The organism is Vibrio kyushuensis (genome assembly GCF_050337325.1).
Taxonomy (GTDB): Bacteria; Pseudomonadota; Gammaproteobacteria; order Enterobacterales; family Vibrionaceae; genus Vibrio; species Vibrio kyushuensis.
In genome coordinates, this window is record NZ_JAKJSV010000002.1 from 70,453 (window position 1) to 91,492 (window position 21,040).

Consider the following 21,040-nt stretch of genomic DNA (forward strand, 5'->3'; position numbering starts at 1 on the left):
TAATAGACGGGTCAATAGTTATGGATCAGGGTTAATAGTTAAGGATCTCAGCTTTAATACTGCCCTTAGCTTAATCTAGAAACTCCATTACCACAGAAGTGAGTGCGGCAGTGCCTGTCGGTACAGCGCCTTGCTCAACCACGAATCTAGGATTGTGGTTGATGACTTCAGGCATTTTACCTTCATTGATGAATCCATCCCAAACGGCTTTTTTGGCTGCGCCGACTTCAACGTAAACAATTGGTACCTCAGGGTATGGATGAGACAGCATATGGAAATCTTCAGAGCCCATCACTGGCGGGAACCCTGCGTAAACGCGCTCTGCTCCTAGTGCCTCTTTCATTGCATTCGCGGCAATTTCACTTTCTGCTACAGGGTTGATCACAGGCGTAGAATAGCCTTTCATTTCGTAGCTAGGCATTTTGTCTTCAGACATACCGTACATGCGAGCAACGTTATCAGTGACATCTTTGATGCCCTTTAGCATCGCGTCTCGCTCTTGAGTGCGATACCAGCGTAAGTTTAGTTTTAAGGTTGCGCTATCAGGAATGATATTGTTTTCAGAGCCCACATCAATCGCGCCAACGGTGAGTACCGCGGGCTCACCTTGGTCGGTCATGCGAGAGATGATGGTTTGGTAACCCATGACCGACATCGCTGCCATCACGACAGGGTCTTTCGCTGCGTGAGGTGTTGAACCATGACCACCGACGCCTTGGATGGTGACATCAATTTGGTCTGTCCCAGCCATTCTTCGGCCATCACTGATCGCAACAGCATCTTCAGGAAGGACAGGATGCGTGTGACCCGCAATCAAAATATCAGGAACAGGGACTTTGTCGTATAGACCGTCTTCAACCATGGCAGTGGCACCCATGATCATCTCTTCTGCTGGTTGAGCCACCAAAATAACCGTACCTTGCCATTCATCTTTTCGTTCGACTAACTGTTTTGCCATGCCAATCAACCAAGTGGTATGCGCATCGTGACCACAGGCGTGCATCGCCCATATGTCATTGCCAAAGCGGTCAACGCTCATTGTTTGAGATCGGTAATCTAGGTCTGTCTGCTCTTTGATTGGTAGGGCATCCATATCTGCGCGAAACATAACCGTCGGCCCATCACCATTTTTCATAACGCCTGCAACACCAGTACGTGCGATACCTTCATGAACTTCAAAACCAAGCTCCTTTAGTTCAGCTGCAACCAGTTCAGCGGTTTTAAACTCCATAAACCCAATCTCAGGGTTAGCATGAAGGTGTTCAAAGATTTCAACAAGGCGAGGAGTGTCGTCTTCAACTGACTCCAAAATAGTCGATTCAGACGCCAAACCAACACCACTCCATAGGCCAGTTGTAATGATTAAAGTAAGCAGTGATTTTTTCATGGTTAACCCTTAATGAGTTGTAATAGTCAGGTAACTAGACGCTTGGCCTAGGCTGAAAGGTCGATTTACACTCAATATACAGAATAGGATTAGTCAGGTTAAATTACGTGTGATGGATCAAGTCCTCACATTGCTTTAAGGGGTGCAGAGGTGTTGAATTGAATACTGTGGTTTTTTTCGTCAATAAAAAAGCCACAGACTCAAAGGAGCTGTGGCTTAATCGTTTTATTCAACAGAGTTTGGGTTATTCGTTACTCTTTGATAAGAGGAAGAATATCAAACTTACGGTTTGGCTGTTCCATTGCTCCTTGAAGCGCTTGAACGTTCGCGGCTTCACCAGAGAATCCTGCCATACCCGTTTCAAGTAGCTTACCTAGCGTCACTTGCTGAAGCAGTACGTTAGAGAAATCTGCTTTGTGGATGAAGAAAGTCGTATCTGCATCTAGCTGTTTGTCTGTTTGTACCGTTGTCATGTTGCCGTTTGATACTTCAGTGTAGAAGAACTCGTTCGTATCTGGATGAACGGTCGTCAATGTGAAGTCCAGACCAGCTTCGATGGCTTTCACGGAATTCACACGAACTGCGAACATATCAAAGATTTTAGCCGTTGGAGCGTTAGCAATGATATCGGCAGACATTTGATCCACACCGTCTTTCACTTCATTTGTACGTAGCTCAACTGCGCCTTGCAGGTAGCTGTTACGCCAAGCCATTGTTTCTGACTGGTAACCTTGCTGCTCAAAGCTATCCGCCAAAGCATTACGGAATGTCTCGTTGGCTGGGTCACACTGAACAAGGTCGTTAAACAGCTGTGACGATTGTTGGTAACGACCCGCTTCAAAGTGAACCATACCGGCATTGTATAGCGTATCTGCGCCTGCAGCTTCAACATAAGTACATGACTTATCAATGGTAGTCAGTGGGTTGGTGTTCACTGGGTTCATGTCGTGGTAACCCAAGTACAGGTTAACAACAGCGCGAGCATTGTGGCTGTATGAGCCGTGGTAACCATTGGTGTGCCATGTATTAAACTGCACTTCAGGGATAATTTTTTCAATTTCACGACCCACATCGTTAATCGTTACACCGTTGTTGGCCAAACGCATTGACTGGTTGTGAATGAAGCCGTAGTTATCACGTTGAAGCGTGATGTACTCATTGATGGCTTCTGTTTCCCAAACAGGTGCTGAGTGAGATGAAGTCAGTGCTTCGATACGGTCACCGTAAGCAATCTTGATTTCAGTTAGGTACTTAGTCCAAGCAAGAGAGTCACGTACTTTTGCGCCACGGAACGTATAGATGTTGTGCATGCCGTGGTAGGTTAATTCACCCGTAAAGAGCGTTTTGTACTCTTCAACCCACGTTAGGATTTCAACTGGAGCTTCTGCGCCTGGTACGTTAGTAAATTCAAACGTTAGGCCATCAATTTTGTGTTGCTCAACTTTATCAACGATTTCAAAGTTAGGCGTGATAAGTGTTAGGCCACCTTTGGTGCCTTTCGTTAGGCCGATAGCCATGTCAACTTGACCACGAGCGTTTAAGCCAAGAGTCGTGCCGTATTGGTAGTCAGTACGACGTGACATGGCATTACCCGCAACCATGTTTTCATCAGCAAGCGCGGCTACAAAACCTTCAGGAGCTATGATTTTTACATCTTCAGCAAAATCAGCTTCCAGACCTCGAACGCCTCCAAAGTGGTCACCATGCGGGTGAGAATAGATCACCGCGTGAATAGTGTGAGGTGCTGGAAGGTGCAATTTAGCGAATTCCCACGCATCTTTCGTTGTATCGTCAAGTAGGCCTGGATCGTTGATTACGTAGCCTGTTTCTGTACGAAATACTGTGATGTTAGAAACGTCACTACCGCGGATCTGGTAAACACCTTCAACGACTTCATAAAGGCCTTGAGCTTGATAGTTCATCAGGCCTTGGCGGAAGATAGAAGGGTTCACTGTGTCAGGGTATTGCTCTGGGTTAACATTTTGCATGAAATCAATGAATGGAATACGCGCTAAGCCTGCATCGTGGTCGCCGAATGAAGCGATAAGGCCACGTTTTTGCTCTTCAAATGCCGTGCGGTTTTTAAAGGGAAGGCGCTCGGCTAGTTGACGGTTGGCTTCAATCGTATGTTCAGTCGCTGCATTACCTTTGTAGCGTGCCATTTCATAAGCGTCGAAGTGCTCATGATCGTGTGATTGCGCCGCAACATTTAAAGACAGCGTACTTAGAATAGCGATAGATAGAGTCGTATTTCGCATCATTGTTTCTCTCAAATATAAGTAACAAGTAGTGGTATGTATCGGCCCCTTCGCAGATTCATTTTCTGCTTGGCCTTTACCGTTGTCGATAGAATACGCCTGCCCTCAATGCTCTCCAATAAACCAGACTTTAGTTAAAACATGAATAAATCGTATGTTTAATTTATATTTGGCTTAATTATTTTGTATATGAATTATGATTAATTGACCTGATGTTTGATCTGTATCACTAATGAATATTCGGAAATAGATACTTTATAAGCTCAATTAAGGTAAGAGTTGCTATGGAAAACAGATTTGATTTTAATTTGCTGGTTATTTTTCTAGAGGTCTATCAACAGCGTTCGATCACCTTGGCGGCCGACTCGTTAGGTCTTACGCAGCCAGGTGTGAGTTACGCTTTGAAGCGATTACAAAAGACTTTGGGTGTTGAGCTGTTTGTGCGTGAAGGTAGAGGGATCTCGCCAACATTAAGTGCGATACAGTTAGCGAACCAAATTTCACCAGCGTATAGCACAGTTACCGATGCGATCAGTAATGTGTCAGGTTTTGACAAACAAACGCCGCGTTCTTTTCTTGTGCACGTTAATGAATCGATGATGAATCTTTTGTTGCCTTTGACACTTCAAGATACTGACATGGGCAATTGTGAAATCGAATTTAGGCTAACGCCAGACAGTGAAGATGAACTGCTACAACAACTTAATCTACAAAAAGCAGACTTGGCGATCGATATTGGGAGCCTGCCTAGTCAATCCTATAACAGTGAGTTTTTCTTCCAAGAAGAAGCAACATTGGTATGCAGTAAAGACCATCCCCGTATTCAAGGTGCAGTTACCCGCCAGCAGTTTTATGAAGAGAAGCACATTACGTCGAAACTACGAAGAGGAGACTTAACCGTTTTAGAGTATATTGCAGATGAGGTGATGTCTGAACGAAAAGTAAGCTGTGAATGTAGTTCACTGGTTTCACTTATGGGGTTGGTTTCTGAGAGTGATTGCTTAGGGATAACCTCAACCAGTATTGCCAATAAATACTCGGAGAAATTAGGTCTTCAATGCTTAACGCCACCAATAAAAAGTAAACCCGTCGTCCACAATATGATGTGGCATAAACGAAACGAATTTCACCCTGCACATATTTGGTTGCGCCATAAACTCACTTCTCTGATTGCTAATTGAAGCTAAATTTACGTCCTTACCCTTTTATTTAGTCCTTATTTTTTTCCAATATTTCATGTCTTTTTTATTCAGTTTCTAGCGCTCATAAACTCTTAAAAACACGGTGTTGTATGAGCGTCATATCTTGCGTTTTATTCGTGATAAAAACGGCCGAAAACTATCTTATTTATGCACTGTAAAAGAGCGTTTCTAATGAGTGCATAATGAAAATAGATTAGAGTTCTAACCATTTTGTTTTGAGCTAATTGCCGTTATATGTTGATCAAGATCGCAAAAATTGGTGTTTGTTTTACCAATGTTTGATTTTGGTCTCCTAATATGGACGATAGTGTTTAAAAGATTTGTTTAGAGTTCAAAGGAAATGTATCTACATATGATCGCATCAGCACCTTGGGTTATGTACCCAGAGATAGGTGAAGACCCTATTAAAAAATGGACTTTTTTTGAGCCTAAAGCAGAAGATGGAGATGATGTTTATAGCCTGATTGCTTCGTGTCCCCCTCTCGACGTTAACTCGTCATATTGCAACTTTCTTCAATCAACGCATTTTAGCCAAACCTGTGTTCTTGCGCGATGCGATGGTGACATTGCTGGCTTTATTTCGGGTTACAGAAAACCAGATGAGCCCAATACTCTGTTTGTTTGGCAAGTGGCCGTTTCTCCTCGATATCGAGGTAAGGGTTTGGCGTATAGCATGCTAGAGGAGTTATTGAATAGGGATATTCTTAACGACATAGATGCTGTGGAAACCACGATCACTGAAGAAAATGATGCTTCTTGGGCACTGTTTAAGAAACTGGATAAATGCAATGGGGAACGTGGTGAAGTCAGTACGTTTCTCGATGAAAAAACACATTTTAAAGGAAAACACGATACCGAATATTTGTATCAGATTCCCTTAATTCAATTACCTAAAAAAGGAATATAAACCGTCTATCATGGATATTTTTAGCAAGCAAGAATCTAAAGTACGTTCATACTCAAATAGCTTCCCAGTTGTTTTTAAAAAAGCGAAAGGGTGCTGGCTTGAGACCAACAAAGGTGAGCGTTACTTAGACTTTCTTGCCGGTGCGGGATCACTTAATTACGGCCACAATAATCCTATTCTCAAACAGGCATTACTTGAATATATTGAGATGGATGGGATCACCCACGGTCTCGATTTGCACTCAAGCGCAAAGGCTGGGTTTCTCACGGCATTGGAGCGCTATATTCTTAGTCCCCGTGAACTTAATTACAAAGTTCAATTCACTGGCCCAACAGGAACGAATGCGGTAGAAGCCGCACTTAAACTCGCGCGTAAAGTCACAGGCCGTAGTTCCATTGTTGCATTCACTAATGGCTTTCATGGCTGTACTGCAGGTGCCCTTGCGGCAACGGGCAATCAGCACCATCGCCAAGGGGCGGGGATGAGCCTTAACAATGTCACTCGAATCCCTTTTGAAGGGTATGCGGACATTGATGGCCTTAAACTTTTTGAAACTATGCTTGCTGATAACTCGGCAGGGATGGATAAGCCTGCTGCAGTGCTTCTTGAAACCGTTCAAGGAGAGGGCGGCTTGAATGTGGCGTCGAATGAGTGGCTACAGCGACTTAGCCTGATTTGTAAGCAAAACGATATATTGCTTATTGTTGATGACATTCAAGCGGGTTGTGGTCGAACTGGTACGTTCTTTAGCTTTGAGCCTTCTGGTATTAATCCTGACATGGTGACCTTGTCTAAATCTATTGGTGGCTACGGTTTACCAATGGCCGTGGTATTGCTAAAGCCGGAATTAGATATTTGGCAGCCGGGCGAACATAACGGCACATTCCGTGGCAATAATCATGCGTTTGTCACAGCTGCGAAAGCATTGGAAGTGTATTGGTCTGATAATCAGTTTGAAACGCATATTACTCAGTGTTCAGAGACAGTTTCAGCGGTTATTGAACGTTGCATCAAGCGCCACCCTAAACTGTTTGTTCAACAGAAAGGCCGAGGCATGATGATCGGTGTTGAATGCGTCAATGGTGATCTGTCGAGCGAGATCGCAAAGGTCTGTTTTGATACCGGTATGGTGATTGAAACCGCCGGCCCTAATGATGAAGTCGTGAAGTTTTTCTGCCCACTAACCATCACCAAATCAGAGCTAGAACAAGGCTTAAGTATTTTTGAAAATGCAGTTGAGCTTGTTGTAGAGAAGCACTTCAAAAAAGCATCGTAATTAAGGAAGAGTAAGATGATTGTTAGAACATTGGATGAGTGCCGTGACAGCGAGCGCAGAGTAGCATCGGAAACGTGGGAAAGCGTTCGTATGCTCCTTAAAGATGACAATATGGGTTTCTCTTTCCATATTACGACCATCTTTGAAAACACAGAAACGCACATCCATTATCAGAACCATTTAGAGTCGGTTTATTGCATGATCGGCGAAGGTGAAATTGAAGTGGTTGGTGGTGAAACTTACCCAATCAAGCCGGGTACGCTGTACATATTAGATAAGCACGATGAACATTATCTAAGAGCGTACAAGGACAAAGAGATGGTCATGGCGTGTGTGTTTAATCCGCCAATTACCGGAAAAGAAACGCACGATGAAAATGGTGTTTATCCTCTCATCGATTAATGACGCTTAGAGGTGTGATCATTAGATCAACGACGATCTGATTCGTCGACATAATAAAAATATAGCCCCTAAGACTTTAGTCATTCCTTGAAATCTTAGGGGTTCTTTTATTAGTGATGTTTAACTGGATTGAACTCTACAGTAGCTCGTTAAAAGTAACAGTAAAGTTACTGGGGAAAGTATTACTTGCTTAGAGCCTCGCCTAAATAATCAACAAATGCCCTTACTTTGACTGGCATATGGGCACGCTCAGGAAAAATAGCCCAAATGTTTTTTTCTGGCATTTGGTACTCTGGTAGTAATTGAATTAGCTCCCCGTTATCTATGTATGGCTGCGCGATGAAGTCAGGTAAACGTGCGACTCCCGTTCCCTGCAAGCATGCGGCTAACAGCGCTTCACTGTTGTTAACTCGGTAATTCCCCCTAACCGCGACAATCTCTATCCCATTTTTATGTTCAAAGTGCCACTCAGTCGTTTTCGATGAATAGCTGTAAATCAGAGCATTAAGTTTGGAAAGGTCAGTAGGGGTGCTAGGCGATGAAATTTCGTCTAGATAGTCGCCAGAAACACAAATAAGGCTTCGGCTCGGCAATAGTTTTCGGGCAACTAAGGAAGAGTCGCTAAGCTCACCGCCTCGAATCGCAATGTCATACCCTGATTCAATAATGTCCGAATATTGATCGTCCATGACCATTTCAATGTCGACTTTTGGGTACTTTTTTAGAAAGCCGGGAATGAGTGGTGCGATCTTCAATCGACCGAAAGACATAGGAACGCAGATTTTAAGCTTGCCAATGGGAAGTTGCTGACGGCTTGTTGCAGAGTATTCAGCTTGTTGCATCCAGTAAACTGCGTTTTGAGCGTTACTAAAATAGTGTTGCCCAGCTTCTGTCAGGCTTACTTTTCGAGTGGTTCTATGAAGTAAACGCACCCCCAATGTGGCTTCTAATTGATTGACGCGTTTACTGACGGCTGAGCGAGAGACATCGAGGTGACGGGCCGCTTCGGCAAAGCTTTCTTGCTCGGCTACGGCGAGAAAGTAGGGTATCGCGTCTAGGTTTTCCATTAGTATTGTAGAGTTATTGGAAACAATGTAATGAGTGTATGCCATATTATCATTCAAATCGATTGATAATATTCTTTCCGTTATTGAGTCAGAGTAAATAACGTTGAGGAAGCATCATGGCCAACCATTCTTTGGTATCAGGAAAGACGAATCAAACCAAATCGGTTGAATCGGACACGTCGCAAGTCTCCTCATTGTTGTACATTATCTGCGTTGGTGTTTTCGTCGCGGTAAATTTTTCCTTGGCGAAGTACAGCGTCATGAGTGGTCTTTCGCCATTAGTGGTTTTAGCATTGCCACTGCTAGGAGCGACGGCGATTCTATTGAGCTACCTGGCTTTTAAAGCTCAATTGAATTCACTCAAAGTTGGTCACCTACGCTATTACGTTGTTGCTGGCCTATTGGGTGTAAGCCTGCCCAATTTAGCGTCAAACTTTGCACTTCAGGAGCTCGAAGCCAGTACATTTAGCATCCTGATCACCTTATCACCCTTATTCACATTATTGCTTTCCGTGCCATTTCAAAAGCAAGGCTTGTCTTTCAATCGAATCATTGGAATAGGTATTGGCTTTGTCGCCGTTTCATTTGTGACCTTATCTCCCGAACTCGATTTAAAAGAGGATGGTCAAGTTCTACTGCTTGCGGTGTCAGTGCCGTTATTTTTAGCCATGGGCAATATCTATCGCAGTAAAGCGTGCCCGATTGATTCGGACCCCATTGCGCTAGCAACTGGCGTTCTGTGTATTCAAAGCCTGATTTGGTTGCCTGTAAGTCTGAGTGTCGACGGTATTGATGGGATTTACGTTGTTCCACATTTGAACAGCCTTATTTTACTGCTGATGGCTCTCATATCTGCATCCGGTTATTTACTGACTTTTAAATTACAGAAGTTAACCGATGGCTTGGGCTTTAGTCAGGTCGGTAATGTGGTGACAGTGACAGGGGTGGGCATTGGTATCTTGTTTTTTTCTGAGATATTCCACTACCGTTTGATCATTTCTTTAGTGCTGCTATTTGTTGGACTTGCCTTAACGAATGCACCGTCAAAGCCCATTACTCCATTCAACAACACGCAAAGAAAAATCTGATATAAACCCACAAGGAAATGAAAATGAATAATCCAACCGAATATATTCAAGCACTCTACCAAATTGTTGATAGTCGAGATGCGACCGCTCTGTCTGAATTGCTTCACCCAGAGATAAGTTTCAGGTTTGGCAACGTAGATCCAGTTCAAGGCAAAGATTCTGTCGTGGACGTCAATCATCAATTTTTCGATTCTATCGCAAAAATGGGTCACAGTTTTGATGGTATCTGGCAACAAGATGATGTCATTATCTGTAATGGCGAGGTTAATTACGTAAGAAAGGATGGCAGTTTTTATGCAGCCAAATTTGCGACATTTTTAACCGTCAAAGAGGGACTGATTATCGATTACAAAATCTATGCCGATGTATCTCAGCTCTACGCCACAAACACATGACTTGAAAGATAAGGAATACGTAGTGAAATGTTTGGTTGTATTAGCCCACCCGCTTGAAAATAGTCTTTGCCGTCATTTATCCGATAAAACAGTCGAACACCTAGGCTCCAAGGGATATGAAATAACCGTTAAAAACCTTTATCAAGACGAATTTGACCCAGTATTGAGCCAATCGGAAAGGCACAGCTATTATACGAACCCCTTTGATTCGACACGGCTTTCCAGTGATATTGCTCAATTACGTGAAGCGGAGTCACTCGTACTGATATTTCCGACATGGTGGTTTGGCTTTCCAGCGATCTTGAAAGGGTGGTTTGACCGCGTATGGGCTCCGGGCCATGCTTATGACCACGCCTCTGATCTTGGTGCGATTACACCTCGATTGGATAACTTAAAAGAAGTGAAGGTACTGACGACATTAGGCTCACCGTGGTGGGTAGATACTTTTGTCTTATGGAAACCAGTAAAACGAATTCTAAAAATTGCTTTATTAGGGGCATGCACCAAGGGATGCAAATTCAAAATGTTGTCATTCTACAAAAGCGAGAGTGCTTCAACGTCTCGTGTTGAGCGTTTTGTTGGTAAAATTAAGGCAACGTTTTAGTGACAAATTCTTGAGGATGTCAGTCGTATTGATTCAAATGATCACGCTAAGGATTGGAGGATAGATTTGGAAACATCGAAAATATGGCGAAACGAAACGTTTTCAGGTGTAGAGCTTTTGTCTGCAAGTTACACCACGTTTGAGTTTTCCAAACATTGGCACGACGAATTGGCGATAGGCATTATCGAAGAGGGTGCTGAAGGCCTTCTCTATCGTGGAAGTAATCTAATCATACCCAAGCGTCATATCGTCGCCATCAACCCAGCTGAAGTTCACACCGGATTTTCAGGAGGTTCTGATGGTTGGCGCTATCGAATGTTCTACTTCAACCTCGAAGAATTGGCTCATCAATTTGCCAATCATGGCATGCCAATTAACCCGATTATTGAACGTCCACTGATCTTTGATGAAGCACTGTTTGATGAATTATTGCAGCTTCACATATCGTTAGAACAGTCAGCCTTTGAGTTGAGCAAAGAGTCGTTCTACATACTGGCACTTGAGAAGCTGTTTACTCGCTACGGCTCTGCGAGGGAAGATAAAGCGTATAGCATTTGTAGCCAAAGCAGTTATTTAGCGAGAGACTTTATATGCGATAATTTTGATTCCAACCCTTCTCTGGCTGAATTAGAACAAGTCTCTGGTTGCTCAAAGTTTCAATTGATTCGAAGCTTTAAAGCCGTATTTGGTATTACTCCGCATCAATACCTTCTTTTGATAAAAGTGAAGAAGGCCAAAGCGCTGCTAGCGCAAGGCTCAAGTTGTGTCGACGCTTCGCTAGCCTGTGGTTTTTATGATCAAAGCCATTTTACGCGTAATTTCAAAAAGGCGTTTGGCATCTCCCCGTCGAATTATCGAGCTCGATAAATCCGTTTGTCAATTTTGTACAAGATCCCACATGGCTGATTGATTACTGTTTCATTTCTTTTTCAAGGAGGTGAAATATGAGTCTGTTTTTGACGTGGTTGGGGGTAATGTTCCCTCTGGTGTTTAGCCCTGGCCCTGCCAACATCGTGTTTGCGGCATCAGGTGCAAAGGTGGGTATTAAGCGCTCTGTAGCCCTAGTGGCTGGCGTAGATTGCGTGTTCATTATTAAGTCGGTCATTATTGGTTATGGGCTAGGGGAAGTTGTTCAATCTCACCCAAGCGTCATGAATGTGATGCAGTTGGTCGGCGCAAGTTATCTCGTTTATTTAGCTGTGAAATTCATTAAGTCGAGTGGCACTGATCATGGTGGGGAGTCGAAAGAATTGAGTTTTTTTGATGGACTGATCATTCAGCTATTAAACAGCAAAGGCTGGCTGATGGTTTTTTTGATGTTCACTCTGTTCTCAGCACAATCGCAGGAAACCTTTGGCGGATATGGTATTGCGGTCTTGATTGTTTGGTTGGCGCTCTTGAATATTTCGACGCACTTTCTCTGGGTGTCAATTGGCGAAGGCTTGGCCAGAATTTCCAGTAATCCAGTGTATGAAAAGTTACTGAACTTCTTTTATGCGGGCTGTTTATTGGTGGTCAGCTTGTGGCTAATGTTTGATAACCCGATGATTAAATCCTGGTTAATAGCAAGTAGTTAAGGGGAAGGGTTAATTGAAGTTGTGTGCGATGTTTCAGTTAATTTGGTGAAAACTGAATTAACTGAAACATTGGTGAGCTTTAAACTCACCAATGAATTACGGCTGACCTAGTGGTAGTTCAATGCGATTAAGTGCCACAAAACGTTCGATAAGGGCCAAGGTTGCTTGGCGCAGGCTGTGCGTACTCTTCACAATTATCTTGCTCTTCAAACGGATTCATCAGCACAGACAGCAATCGCTCAAAAGGCTGGTAATTACCATCTTGCTCTGCCGCTGATAGTGTTTCTTCCACTTTGTGGTTTCGAGGGATATACGCTGGGTTATGGGCGTTCATTAACGAAACCCTTTCTGCGCTTGGTATTTCATTTGTTTCAAGTCGTTCTAGCCACTTAGTTTGCCACTCTTCCCAACGTTCAGTTTGAGTAAAGAGAGTGATTGTTTTGCTTGAGTCGCCACTGGCAGCATTGGATAAAGAACGGAATAAATTGGTAAAATCGACCTTCTGTTCTTTGAGTATTGTGAGCAATTCTTGAACGAGTTCGTAATCCCCATCCTCTTGATTGCTTATGCCAAGTTTGGATCGCATACCGTCAAGCCAAAGGCCTTGATAACATGCTAAAAATTCGTGAAGCGTGTTAGTGGCAAGTTCAACGGACTCTTCTTCATCTTCTGAAATAAGGGGCAGCAGAGCCTCAGCTAAACGAGCCAGGTTCCACTGGGCAATATGGGGTTGATTACGGTAAGCGTAACGACCCTCAGCATCAATAGAACTGAAGAGCGTATTAGGGTCATAGTGATCCATAAATGCGCATGGACCATAATCGATAGTTTCACCTGAAATAGTGGTATTGTCGGTATTCATTACGCCATGAATAAAGCCCACCAGTTGCCACTTAGAAACAAGCTCAGCTTGGCGCTGACAGATTGATTTCAGTAACTGGAGATATGGGTTGTCTGATGCTTTGGCTTCAGGGTAATGACGCTCAATGGTGTAGTCTGCGAGTTGTTTAAGCTTATCTTGATTGTCGTTGGCGGCAATATATTGGAATGTACCTACGCGGATATGGCTCGCCGCAACGCGAGTGACAATAGCGCCTATTGCGGGTTGATTACGCCAAATTTGTTCGCCTGTCGTGACCGCTGCTAATGCTCTCGTTGTGGGAATCTTAAGTGCGTGCATCGCTTCCGACACGAGATATTCACGCAATACTGGCCCGATAGCTGCTCTGCCATCACCAGATCGAGAATAGGGTGTGCGACCAGAGCCTTTAAGCTGAATGTCTTTACGCAGGCCTGCGGTATCGATAACCTCGCCGAGAAGCAGTGCTCTACCATCCCCCAGTTGTGGGTTGTAATGGCCAAATTGATGCCCTGCATACACTTGGGCAATCGGGTCTGCTCCAGTAATTGGCAGGTTGCCTGAGAACACTTGAGCCAGTTGTTCGTCATCGGTCGATTGAATGTCGATATTTAATGACTCAGCTAGCGAGTGATTAAATTTGATAAGTGCCGGAGAAGGTGCTGGTTCTGCATTTTGTTGATGATAGAAACCAACCATATCTCGTGCATAACTGTTATCAAACGGAACATGGAATGTGGCTCTGTTTTCTGAAGTGACATCTTGGTCTGTTTTATTTTTAGCCACGGTAACACCCTATCTGTTGGCGGTAATTATTTGTTTCAATGAGCAGTAGTACACTTTCAATTGTACTTTGAAGGCTAGCTTTACATATCTTGATGCGGACGGCTAGAAAAGTGTATCTGCGTTTCATAGTTCACTTGGGTTTGATGCTGGTGGTATTGCCAACCCATGCGCTCGCAAATTCGCCCAACAATGACCAGACCTACGCCATAGCCCCTTTGTTTATTATCGCCTAATTCTCCACAGGGATTACTTATCGACAACGTTGTATTCGATAATGAGATGGACACCGTATCAGAGCTATAGCTGAAGGCATTTTTTAATAAATTATTGATGACGACAGTGACTAAGCTCGTTGGTGCGTGGCAAGTCTCAGCCTCATTAATGGTGAGCAAGTATTGCTCATTATTGGATTGTTCGGCTAACGAAATCGCGCTGGTCAGGGTGTCAATCTGTCTACGCAGTAGTCGCTCAAGGTCTATTTGTGCGAAAGAATCTAAGTCGATAGTTTCTTTACCCAGAATCAAAAAAGCATCGGTTAGAAGTGCCATCTCATCGCTAGCCCGTTCAATACGATTAATGGCTTTGAGTGCGATAGCGGGTTGATCCGGAATTTTTTTCAGTAACTCTGAGGAGCCTTTTATCACCATAATAGGCGATCGAAGCTCGTGGGAGGCAAAGCCGCTGAATTCCTGCTCTCGTTGGAAGCTTTTAGCAATGGCTTGCTTACTTTCAAGGAGCACTTTTTCAATTTCTCTGGTCTCTTTAAACTGGGTATCTACCGTGAAATCAGGATGCTCTGGCGTTACGTTATGAATTTTGTTCTCGATCTGACTGAGTGGCGCAGAGAGTGAGCGAATTAAATAGAGGCTATAAAGCAGCATCCCAATCCCGACTAGGCCCCCTAATATGAGTGTGGTTAGGTGTAGTATCGCTTCATAGTCATCAAGGTAATCGTCTGCTTCGTCTTTAAACACAATGTAAAACAGCCCAGATCCAGAAGGGTGCTTGGTAACAAGAAAGTGCTTTTCTTCTTTTAAGAATCGATGTGCGTAGAAGCCTGGCTGGTCATATTTCTTGAGCCAATCTGGACGATCTGTTTCGCTCCAGTAGCTATAGAATTCATTGGGATTTGGATCAGGGGCTAAATCACCAACGTTTTGATAATCTCGATGGTAGCGGCTTGATTCGGTATCAATCCAATGGTGAAGGCTGATCACTTCCATTTGGTTTTCCGCCCAATAGATCATGCCCCAAAAAATCGCGAATAATACCAGTGCAGGCAGGCCAACTCCCCAGCGAATTTTTTTATAAATACTTGGGTAGGGATTACGCTTTGAATTTGTAACCTTGGCCATGAACGGTCTCCAGCCTTGAGTGTGTGAAGCCTTTATCCAGTGCGAGCCTTAATCCATAGACATGACTTCGAAGCGCGTCGCTCGACGGGGTGTCCTCGCCCCAAACATGATGAATTACATCCGTTCTAGATACGAGATTAGGAGCTTTCTGAACCAATAGCGTCAGTATTTTATATTGGATTTGAGTCAGTTTTACTGGTTTATCTTGTCGGTAGGCTTGTTTTGTTTCGGTGTTAATCGAGATGTCTTCGTATTGAAGAAGACCAATGTCTTTTCTCTCTCCACGATGTGAGAGTGCTCTTAACCTAATCGCTAGCTCTTCCATGGCGAAGGGTTTAACAAGATAGTCATCTCCCCCTGCGTTGAACGCTGAAATTTTGTCTGCTAATGAGTCTTTAGCGGTCAAAAATAGAATCGGTGTGCCGCAGTACAATTCTTTACGTAGTTTTGACGTTGTTAAAATTCCGTCAAGTTTCGGCATCATGATATCCATGATAATTACGTCATATTTTTGTTCTGAGGCCAATGAAATAGCGGCTTCACCATGGTAACAGCAGTCAACAATAAACCCCTCGAGCTCCAAGTAATCAGAGATGGTTTCGGCAATTTGTTGATGGTCTTCGACGACAAGTACTTTCATTAATAGGCTCTACTTTCTTTCTTCACGTTTGCTTCACGACCTGATCGCTAACATGGCGGCAAATTTTTCAGCTCCAGTTTGTCGAGCGATAATCCAAATAGGTAAAAAATGAATAAGTCGATATTGGCACTGTGTGTAGCGCTGTCGTTAACTGCTTGTCGTAGTAGCGATGATAATCAAAGTATATCTAATTCTAAGACGGGCATGGTTGATGGCCAAGTAAATCAGCTGTCAGTTTCTAATCAGACCCTTGAAGTCAATGGTTACCCATTACGTGGCAGCAATGCACAAGTATCGTACCGTGATATCGACATGTCTTTCGAACATCTGGATAACGGTATGCGTGTTCAAGCTAACGTGGTTGATAATAACATCTCCGAGTTAAAGCTTGATCCTTCATTGGTGGGTGAGGTGACGTTTAGAGAGGGTAACCGTTTTACAGTAAACAGCATTGACCTTGAATTTTCCACCCTAGCCAATATCCAAGTCGGTGATTGGGTGATGGTGACTACTTATCCGCAGGTAGATGGCACTATTGAAGTCGTGTCTGTACAGCTTATGCCTCAAATCGATTTTGTTGAGATGGAAGGCACAGTGACTAATTTTAACGCTAGTCAGTATCGCTTTGCGCTCAACGGGGTTGAAGTCGAGTACAGCAATGCAGTAATCAAAAATGAAAGTGATCTTAAAAATGGTGCGTGGGTTGAAGTGTTTGGTGACATGGCGGCGAACAAGCTAATCGCAACTGACATTGATGTGACCGATTACACTAAATACGACGGTGTTGAGATTGAAGGTATTCTGACTTGGGTGAATAGTGATAAGACTATGATCCAGCTAAATAACCACCTCAATATTGCAGTTACGGATCGCACGGAGTTTGATGATGGTAAGCGCGAAGATCTTGCCGTTGGTCGTTGGGTTGAAGTTGAGTTGCTATACCGTAATGGTCGCTTAATTGCCGATGAAATTGAGTTTGAAGACGACGGTGATTTTGTCAAAGGCAAAGAGTTTGAAGTTGAAGGTAAAGCAGACTATCAAAATGGCGTGTTTAAGATAAATGGCATCGAGATTGAGATTAACCATAACACGGACTTTGATGACGGTTTACATACTGGGAATTTGAATGATGCGTGGGTTGAAGTCGAAGGTCGCTATCTTAACGAATCATTCATTGCTCATGAAATTGAACGTGAAGATGAAGACGATGATGACATTGAGCTAGAAGGTCCTGTTCTGGGTGATAAACAGAGCCCAACCTTATGGGGGTATGAAGCTAGTGACAGTTCGCTCGATAAACATCACGGCTTCTGGGTCGATCTTGATTGTGACTTTGACGGCACTTACTTGTCTGATTGCGATGATTAATCGTTAGAGCTTAGCAAGAGTGAAGAACTTTTAAGGGCAGCACCATGGTGCTGCCCTTTGTTTTTGTGTTTATACAAAGAGTTTATTTGGGGACTTCTAACTTGCCTAAGTTAGAAAACATAGCGCTCTCCCTTTCTACAGCCCCTTCCTGTTTGTACTGTGGAAACTCGATGGGATTATCTCGAAAGCTCTTTAACGGTTGCCCTAGACCATGAATACCGCGCTCGCGGGTGCGTCTAACGCGTGACAAATCCAGTTCGACCGCAATGACTTGCTCAGTTCTGTCTGCTTGGTAGATAACATCACCTTCAGGGCCAACAATGATTGATTGCCCATTCCCTTGGTCACCCGAACCGTTGATATCTACAAAGTAGCATTGATTGGTGATCGCATGGGTTCTGGCGATACAAAGCTCTAACTCCCGATCGATGGTACCGGTCATTGTCGGATGAATGATAACCTCAGCCCCTTGACAAACTAGTGCTCGAATGGTTTCTGGGATCCACATGTCGTAGCAGATGGAAACGCCAAAGGTACCAACGTCAGGGACATCAAAAGTGACGAACTGGTCGCCATTCGCAACGTCTTTTTCGTAGGGAAGAAATGGGTAGATCTTATTGTATCTTGCGACAATTTCGCCTTGCGGATTGATCACTGTAAGGTGGTTCAATATGTCGCTATCGACACGCTGATAATACGATCCTGGAACAAGCCAAATATTGAGTCGTCTTGCTAAGTCGCACAGTGCTTGTTCTAACACCTCAGTGTCTTCAACAATATTGTGCTTTCCTGCGCCAGTAAGTGCTAACTCACTGTAGACCACCATATTGACCCAAGGATAGAGCGTGCAGGTCTGTTCAGTTTTCTTTACCAGAAGATCAAGGTTGTTGTGCATCTCGAGCTCTAGCTGAAGCCCTGCAATAGAAAAATAGCTCATGAAGGCTCCTTGATCTGGTGACATGCGGCTTGGTATTGCTGTGGGAAGTGGCATGCGACTGAGTGACAGTTCCGAGTTAGTAGAGGTGAAGACGTTGTGCAATGTTCTTGTGCTTCAGGGCAACGCTGGTGGAAATAACATCCTTTGGGCTTATTAAATGGGCTAGGAATCTCACCCTTTAGCGCTTTTAGAGTGTGTCGCTTGGTTGGATCGATTGACGGTATCGAAGCGATTAATGCCTGAGTGTAGTGGTGCTTTGGCTGACGAAAAACTTGTTCAACAGGGCCAGACTCGACGATTTTCCCAAGGTACATAACCAGCACTTCATCAGCGACTTTTTCGACTAACGCCAAATCATGGGTGATGAAAAGGTAACTAAGCTGACGCTCTTTACGTAATTGGTTAAGCAAGTTAATCACGGTTGCTTGTACTGACACATCAAGCGCAGCCGTGGGCTCATCAAGTATCAGCAATTTGGGTTTTAAGGCTAACGCACGTGCTATACCAACACGCTGACGTTGACCACCTGAAAGCTCATGTGGCATACGCTTACTCATCTGCTCATTAAGACCCACAGCCGAAAGCGCGTCTAATACTTTCGCTTGCCGATCTGCTTTACTGAGTTTGTAGTGAGTGGTGAGAGGCTCTTCGACGAGTTTATAAACGCTCAGTCGTGGGTTCAAACAAGAATAAGGGTTTTGAAATACGATGCCGTAGTGTTGGCGCAGCGTTTTCATTTCACTGTCTGTAAGCGTGTCGAGATTTACACCGTCAAATTCAACACGGCCGCTATCGGGTTTAATGAGATGTAAGACACTCATGGCGATGGAGCTTTTACCGCAGCCAGATTCTCCAACAAGGGCTAAGCAGCGGCCTTTCTTGATAGTAAACTCAACATCTGAAAAGGCTTGCAGTGGCTTGCCTTCCACAAGGTAACGTTTTGAGAGCCCGTCTACTTTTAAAGTAGGGCTAGCTGAATGGTTAAGCGCAGAGGTGTTTGTCATGCTCGCCCTCCTGTATTTGAGTTTCGACTTCTGATGGTTGAACGAGTGTTGAGTGATGACAACGCACCATGCGCCCTTGTTGCCAAATCTCGGTTGGTGGTCGTTGCTGACACTGTTCGCTGCTCGATTGGCAACGCTCATAAAATGCGCACCCTTTTGGCGGTTTGCGCATATCAGGTAACCCGCCCTTGATGGCGTAAAGCGTTCGATTCTGGTTACCAAGCTCTGGTACGGACTGCAGTAATCCTTGCGTGTAAGGATGCTGTGGATCGGAAAAGAGCTGAGTGATCTCTGCCTGTTCAACGATTTTTCCGGCGTACATCACTGCAACTCTGTCACACATTGAGGCAACGACAGAAAGATCATGAGTAATGAAAATAACCGATAAGTTTTCGCTGCTGACCAACTCCCGAAGAAGGAGGATGATCTGCGCTTGAATCGTGACATCTAATGCGGTTGTCGGTTCATCAGCAATCAGAATTTTAGGCTCGCAACTGAGCGCAATGGCAATCATGATTCGTTGCAGTTGCCCGCCTGAAAATTGATGAGGGTATTTGTTTAAAGCGATATTAGGATCGGGTAAATGAACTTTGTTTAGCGAGGCAAGGCATCGCTTTTCCGCTTCTGTGCGAGAGCAAGCGTGATGGGCGATAACGATGTCTCGCATTTGCTGACCAATGCTGAAATATGGGTTCAAAGCGGTCATTGGGTTTTGGAAGATCATCGCAATGTCTTTTCCCCGAATAGTACTGAGATCCTGATCAGACGCGGTTAAAAGATTACGATCGTTATATAAAATCTCTCCTGAGATCAGGGCGTTTTGAGGAAAAAGCCCTAAACACGCAGTGGACGTTAGGGATTTTCCACACCCTGATTCTCCAACCAAACCTAAAAGTTCTCCGTGTTTCAAGTTGAGACTACAGCCGTTGATGGCATGAACCTTTGAGAGGAATCCAGGAAAGTGAACATGCAGATCCCGAATTGATAATATGGTTTCATTCATAGCTTATTCCTTGCTAATTCTTACTAGGAAATTAGTCCTTGCCGGTGAATTTAGGGTCAAGCGCATCTCGAAGACCGTCGCCCAATAGATTGGTGGCTAAAACGGAAATGAAAATCGCAAGCCCAGGGAATACGGCCGTCCACCAATATTCGAGAAACAGTGATTGTGCATTACCTATCATTAAGCCCCACTCAAGAGTCGGTGGTACTGCGCCTAAACCTAGGAAACTGAGTGCTGCAGCCCATAAGATCACGTAGCCAAAATCCATTGAGACTTGAATCAAAAGCGGCGTCATTGCATTCGGTAATAAATGGCGAAACATAATGGCAAAGTGGCTGACACCAATGGACTTCGCTGACTCGACATAGAGTTCGTGGCGAACTGTAAGCACGGAAGCTCGTAAGATACGGGCATACCAAGGAAACCAGGAAAGCGCGATAGCAAGCATGACATTAAATAACCCAGGGCCTAATATCGCGATCATGCAGATTGGCAAAAGCATTGGTGGAAAGGCAAGGAAGATGTCGGAGAAGCGCATCAAGATAGTATCGATTCGTCCACCGCTGTAACCCGCAATCAGCCCAATGGGTAACCCAATCAGTAGCGATAAAACGACGGTCACTACACCGATGGTGAGTGAGGTTCGCCCCGCATAAACCACTTGCGAAAAAATATCGCGACCTAAATTATCCGTACCAAACCAGTGCTGCGCATTGGGTGATTGTAGCTTGTGAGCAAAGTTGATTTGGCTTGGGTCATAAGGAGCAATCCAAGGTGCGAACGCCGCCATCAACAACATAAATAGCAGCAATGCTGCGCCAATGAAAAGTAACGGATAACAACCAAATTGGTATTTTAGCCAAGCCCATTTATACGTCAGTGAATGAGCTGGTGGCGCTTGAGTGTGTGAAGAGAGCGTGTCCAT

At 44.2% G+C, this 21,040-nt stretch carries 20 protein-coding genes; 10 read left to right on the forward strand and 10 right to left on the reverse strand.

The window, feature by feature from the left end:
- Positions 1 to 70: 70 nt before the first annotated feature.
- Entirely contained in the window at positions 71 to 1,387 is a 1,317-nt protein-coding gene (locus L4D20_RS00305; protein WP_428799569.1) for an amidohydrolase, read from the reverse strand.
- 251 nt (positions 1,388 to 1,638) lie between these two features.
- Positions 1,639 to 3,645: an alkyl/aryl-sulfatase gene (locus L4D20_RS00310; RefSeq protein WP_428800719.1), complete on the reverse strand. Its 2,007-nt coding sequence runs from the start codon at positions 3,643 to 3,645 to the stop codon at positions 1,639 to 1,641.
- Between the two features lie 284 nt (positions 3,646 to 3,929).
- On the opposite strand from L4D20_RS00310, the gene L4D20_RS00315 reads away from it, so the two are divergent.
- The 4 genes from L4D20_RS00315 to L4D20_RS00330 all read left to right on the forward strand — a co-directional run bounded on the left by L4D20_RS00315 (position 3,930) and on the right by L4D20_RS00330 (position 7,432).
- Entirely contained in the window at positions 3,930 to 4,826 is an 897-nt protein-coding gene (locus L4D20_RS00315) for a LysR family transcriptional regulator (protein WP_428799570.1), read from the forward strand.
- Between the two features lie 373 nt (positions 4,827 to 5,199).
- Positions 5,200 to 5,754 (forward strand): diaminobutyrate acetyltransferase, encoded by a 555-nt coding sequence (gene ectA, locus L4D20_RS00320; protein WP_428799571.1) that lies wholly within the window; start codon positions 5,200 to 5,202, stop codon positions 5,752 to 5,754.
- A gap of 10 nt (positions 5,755 to 5,764) precedes the next feature.
- A complete protein-coding gene (gene ectB / locus L4D20_RS00325; protein WP_428799572.1) occupies positions 5,765 to 7,030 on the forward strand; it encodes a diaminobutyrate--2-oxoglutarate transaminase in 1,266 nt (421 codons plus the stop codon).
- A gap of 15 nt (positions 7,031 to 7,045) precedes the next feature.
- Positions 7,046 to 7,432 (forward strand): ectoine synthase, encoded by a 387-nt coding sequence (locus L4D20_RS00330; protein ID WP_428799573.1) that lies wholly within the window; start codon positions 7,046 to 7,048, stop codon positions 7,430 to 7,432.
- A 182-nt stretch (positions 7,433 to 7,614) separates the two neighbouring features.
- Here L4D20_RS00330 and L4D20_RS00335 read toward each other — a convergent pair whose 3' ends face one another.
- Positions 7,615 to 8,544: a LysR family transcriptional regulator gene (locus L4D20_RS00335; RefSeq protein WP_428799574.1), complete on the reverse strand. Its 930-nt coding sequence runs from the start codon at positions 8,542 to 8,544 to the stop codon at positions 7,615 to 7,617.
- A gap of 71 nt (positions 8,545 to 8,615) precedes the next feature.
- Between L4D20_RS00335 and L4D20_RS00340 the strand changes: the two genes are divergently transcribed.
- From L4D20_RS00340 to L4D20_RS00360, 5 genes are all read left to right on the forward strand, one after another.
- Positions 8,616 to 9,587, forward strand: coding sequence for a DMT family transporter (locus L4D20_RS00340; RefSeq protein ID WP_428799575.1), 972 nt, complete (start codon positions 8,616 to 8,618; stop codon positions 9,585 to 9,587).
- Positions 9,588 to 9,610: 23 nt separating this feature from the next.
- Positions 9,611 to 9,982 (forward strand): nuclear transport factor 2 family protein, encoded by a 372-nt coding sequence (locus L4D20_RS00345; protein WP_428799576.1) that lies wholly within the window; start codon positions 9,611 to 9,613, stop codon positions 9,980 to 9,982.
- A 22-nt stretch (positions 9,983 to 10,004) separates the two neighbouring features.
- On the forward strand, positions 10,005 to 10,586 hold the full coding sequence (locus L4D20_RS00350) for an NAD(P)H-dependent oxidoreductase (RefSeq protein WP_428799577.1): 582 nt from the start codon (positions 10,005 to 10,007) through the stop codon (positions 10,584 to 10,586).
- 66 nt (positions 10,587 to 10,652) lie between these two features.
- A complete protein-coding gene (locus tag L4D20_RS00355) occupies positions 10,653 to 11,453 on the forward strand; it encodes a helix-turn-helix transcriptional regulator (RefSeq protein ID WP_428799578.1) in 801 nt (266 codons plus the stop codon).
- A 77-nt stretch (positions 11,454 to 11,530) separates the two neighbouring features.
- Complete coding sequence (locus tag L4D20_RS00360) at positions 11,531 to 12,163, forward strand: LysE family translocator (RefSeq protein ID WP_428799579.1); 633 nt, start codon at positions 11,531 to 11,533, stop codon at positions 12,161 to 12,163.
- 127 nt (positions 12,164 to 12,290) lie between these two features.
- Here the strand turns inward: L4D20_RS00360 and L4D20_RS00365 are convergent, their stop codons facing one another.
- The 3 genes from L4D20_RS00365 to L4D20_RS00375 all read right to left on the reverse strand — a co-directional run bounded on the left by L4D20_RS00365 (position 12,291) and on the right by L4D20_RS00375 (position 15,803).
- Positions 12,291 to 13,808, reverse strand: coding sequence for a protein adenylyltransferase SelO (locus tag L4D20_RS00365; RefSeq protein ID WP_428799580.1), 1,518 nt, complete (start codon positions 13,806 to 13,808; stop codon positions 12,291 to 12,293).
- An 80-nt stretch (positions 13,809 to 13,888) separates the two neighbouring features.
- Positions 13,889 to 15,163 (reverse strand): sensor histidine kinase, encoded by a 1,275-nt coding sequence (locus L4D20_RS00370; protein WP_428799581.1) that lies wholly within the window; start codon positions 15,161 to 15,163, stop codon positions 13,889 to 13,891.
- Complete coding sequence (locus L4D20_RS00375) at positions 15,135 to 15,803, reverse strand: response regulator transcription factor (protein WP_428799582.1); 669 nt, start codon at positions 15,801 to 15,803, stop codon at positions 15,135 to 15,137. Before L4D20_RS00375 ends, L4D20_RS00370 begins: the two co-directional genes overlap by 29 nt.
- Positions 15,804 to 15,911: 108 nt before the next feature.
- Here L4D20_RS00375 and L4D20_RS00380 point away from each other — a divergent pair, with 108 nt between their 5' ends.
- Positions 15,912 to 17,171: a DUF5666 domain-containing protein gene (locus tag L4D20_RS00380; RefSeq protein WP_428799583.1), complete on the forward strand. Its 1,260-nt coding sequence runs from the start codon at positions 15,912 to 15,914 to the stop codon at positions 17,169 to 17,171.
- 82 nt (positions 17,172 to 17,253) lie between these two features.
- On the opposite strand, the gene L4D20_RS00385 is transcribed toward L4D20_RS00380, so the two are convergent.
- The 4 genes from L4D20_RS00385 to L4D20_RS00400 are packed head-to-tail and all read right to left on the reverse strand — an operon-like array spanning position 17,254 to position 21,040.
- A complete protein-coding gene (locus tag L4D20_RS00385; protein ID WP_428799584.1) occupies positions 17,254 to 18,108 on the reverse strand; it encodes a carbon-nitrogen hydrolase family protein in 855 nt (284 codons plus the stop codon).
- Complete coding sequence (locus L4D20_RS00390) at positions 18,105 to 19,112, reverse strand: ABC transporter ATP-binding protein (protein WP_428799585.1); 1,008 nt, start codon at positions 19,110 to 19,112, stop codon at positions 18,105 to 18,107. Before L4D20_RS00390 ends, L4D20_RS00385 begins: the two co-directional genes overlap by 4 nt.
- Positions 19,090 to 20,115, reverse strand: a complete 1,026-nt coding sequence (locus tag L4D20_RS00395; protein WP_428799586.1) for an ABC transporter ATP-binding protein — start codon at positions 20,113 to 20,115, stop codon at positions 19,090 to 19,092. Before L4D20_RS00395 ends, L4D20_RS00390 begins: the two co-directional genes overlap by 23 nt.
- Before the next feature lie 31 nt (positions 20,116 to 20,146).
- The gene (locus tag L4D20_RS00400; RefSeq protein ID WP_428799587.1) at positions 20,147 to 21,040 is read right to left on the reverse strand and encodes an ABC transporter permease; all 894 of its coding nucleotides are present in this window, start codon (positions 21,038 to 21,040) and stop codon (positions 20,147 to 20,149) included.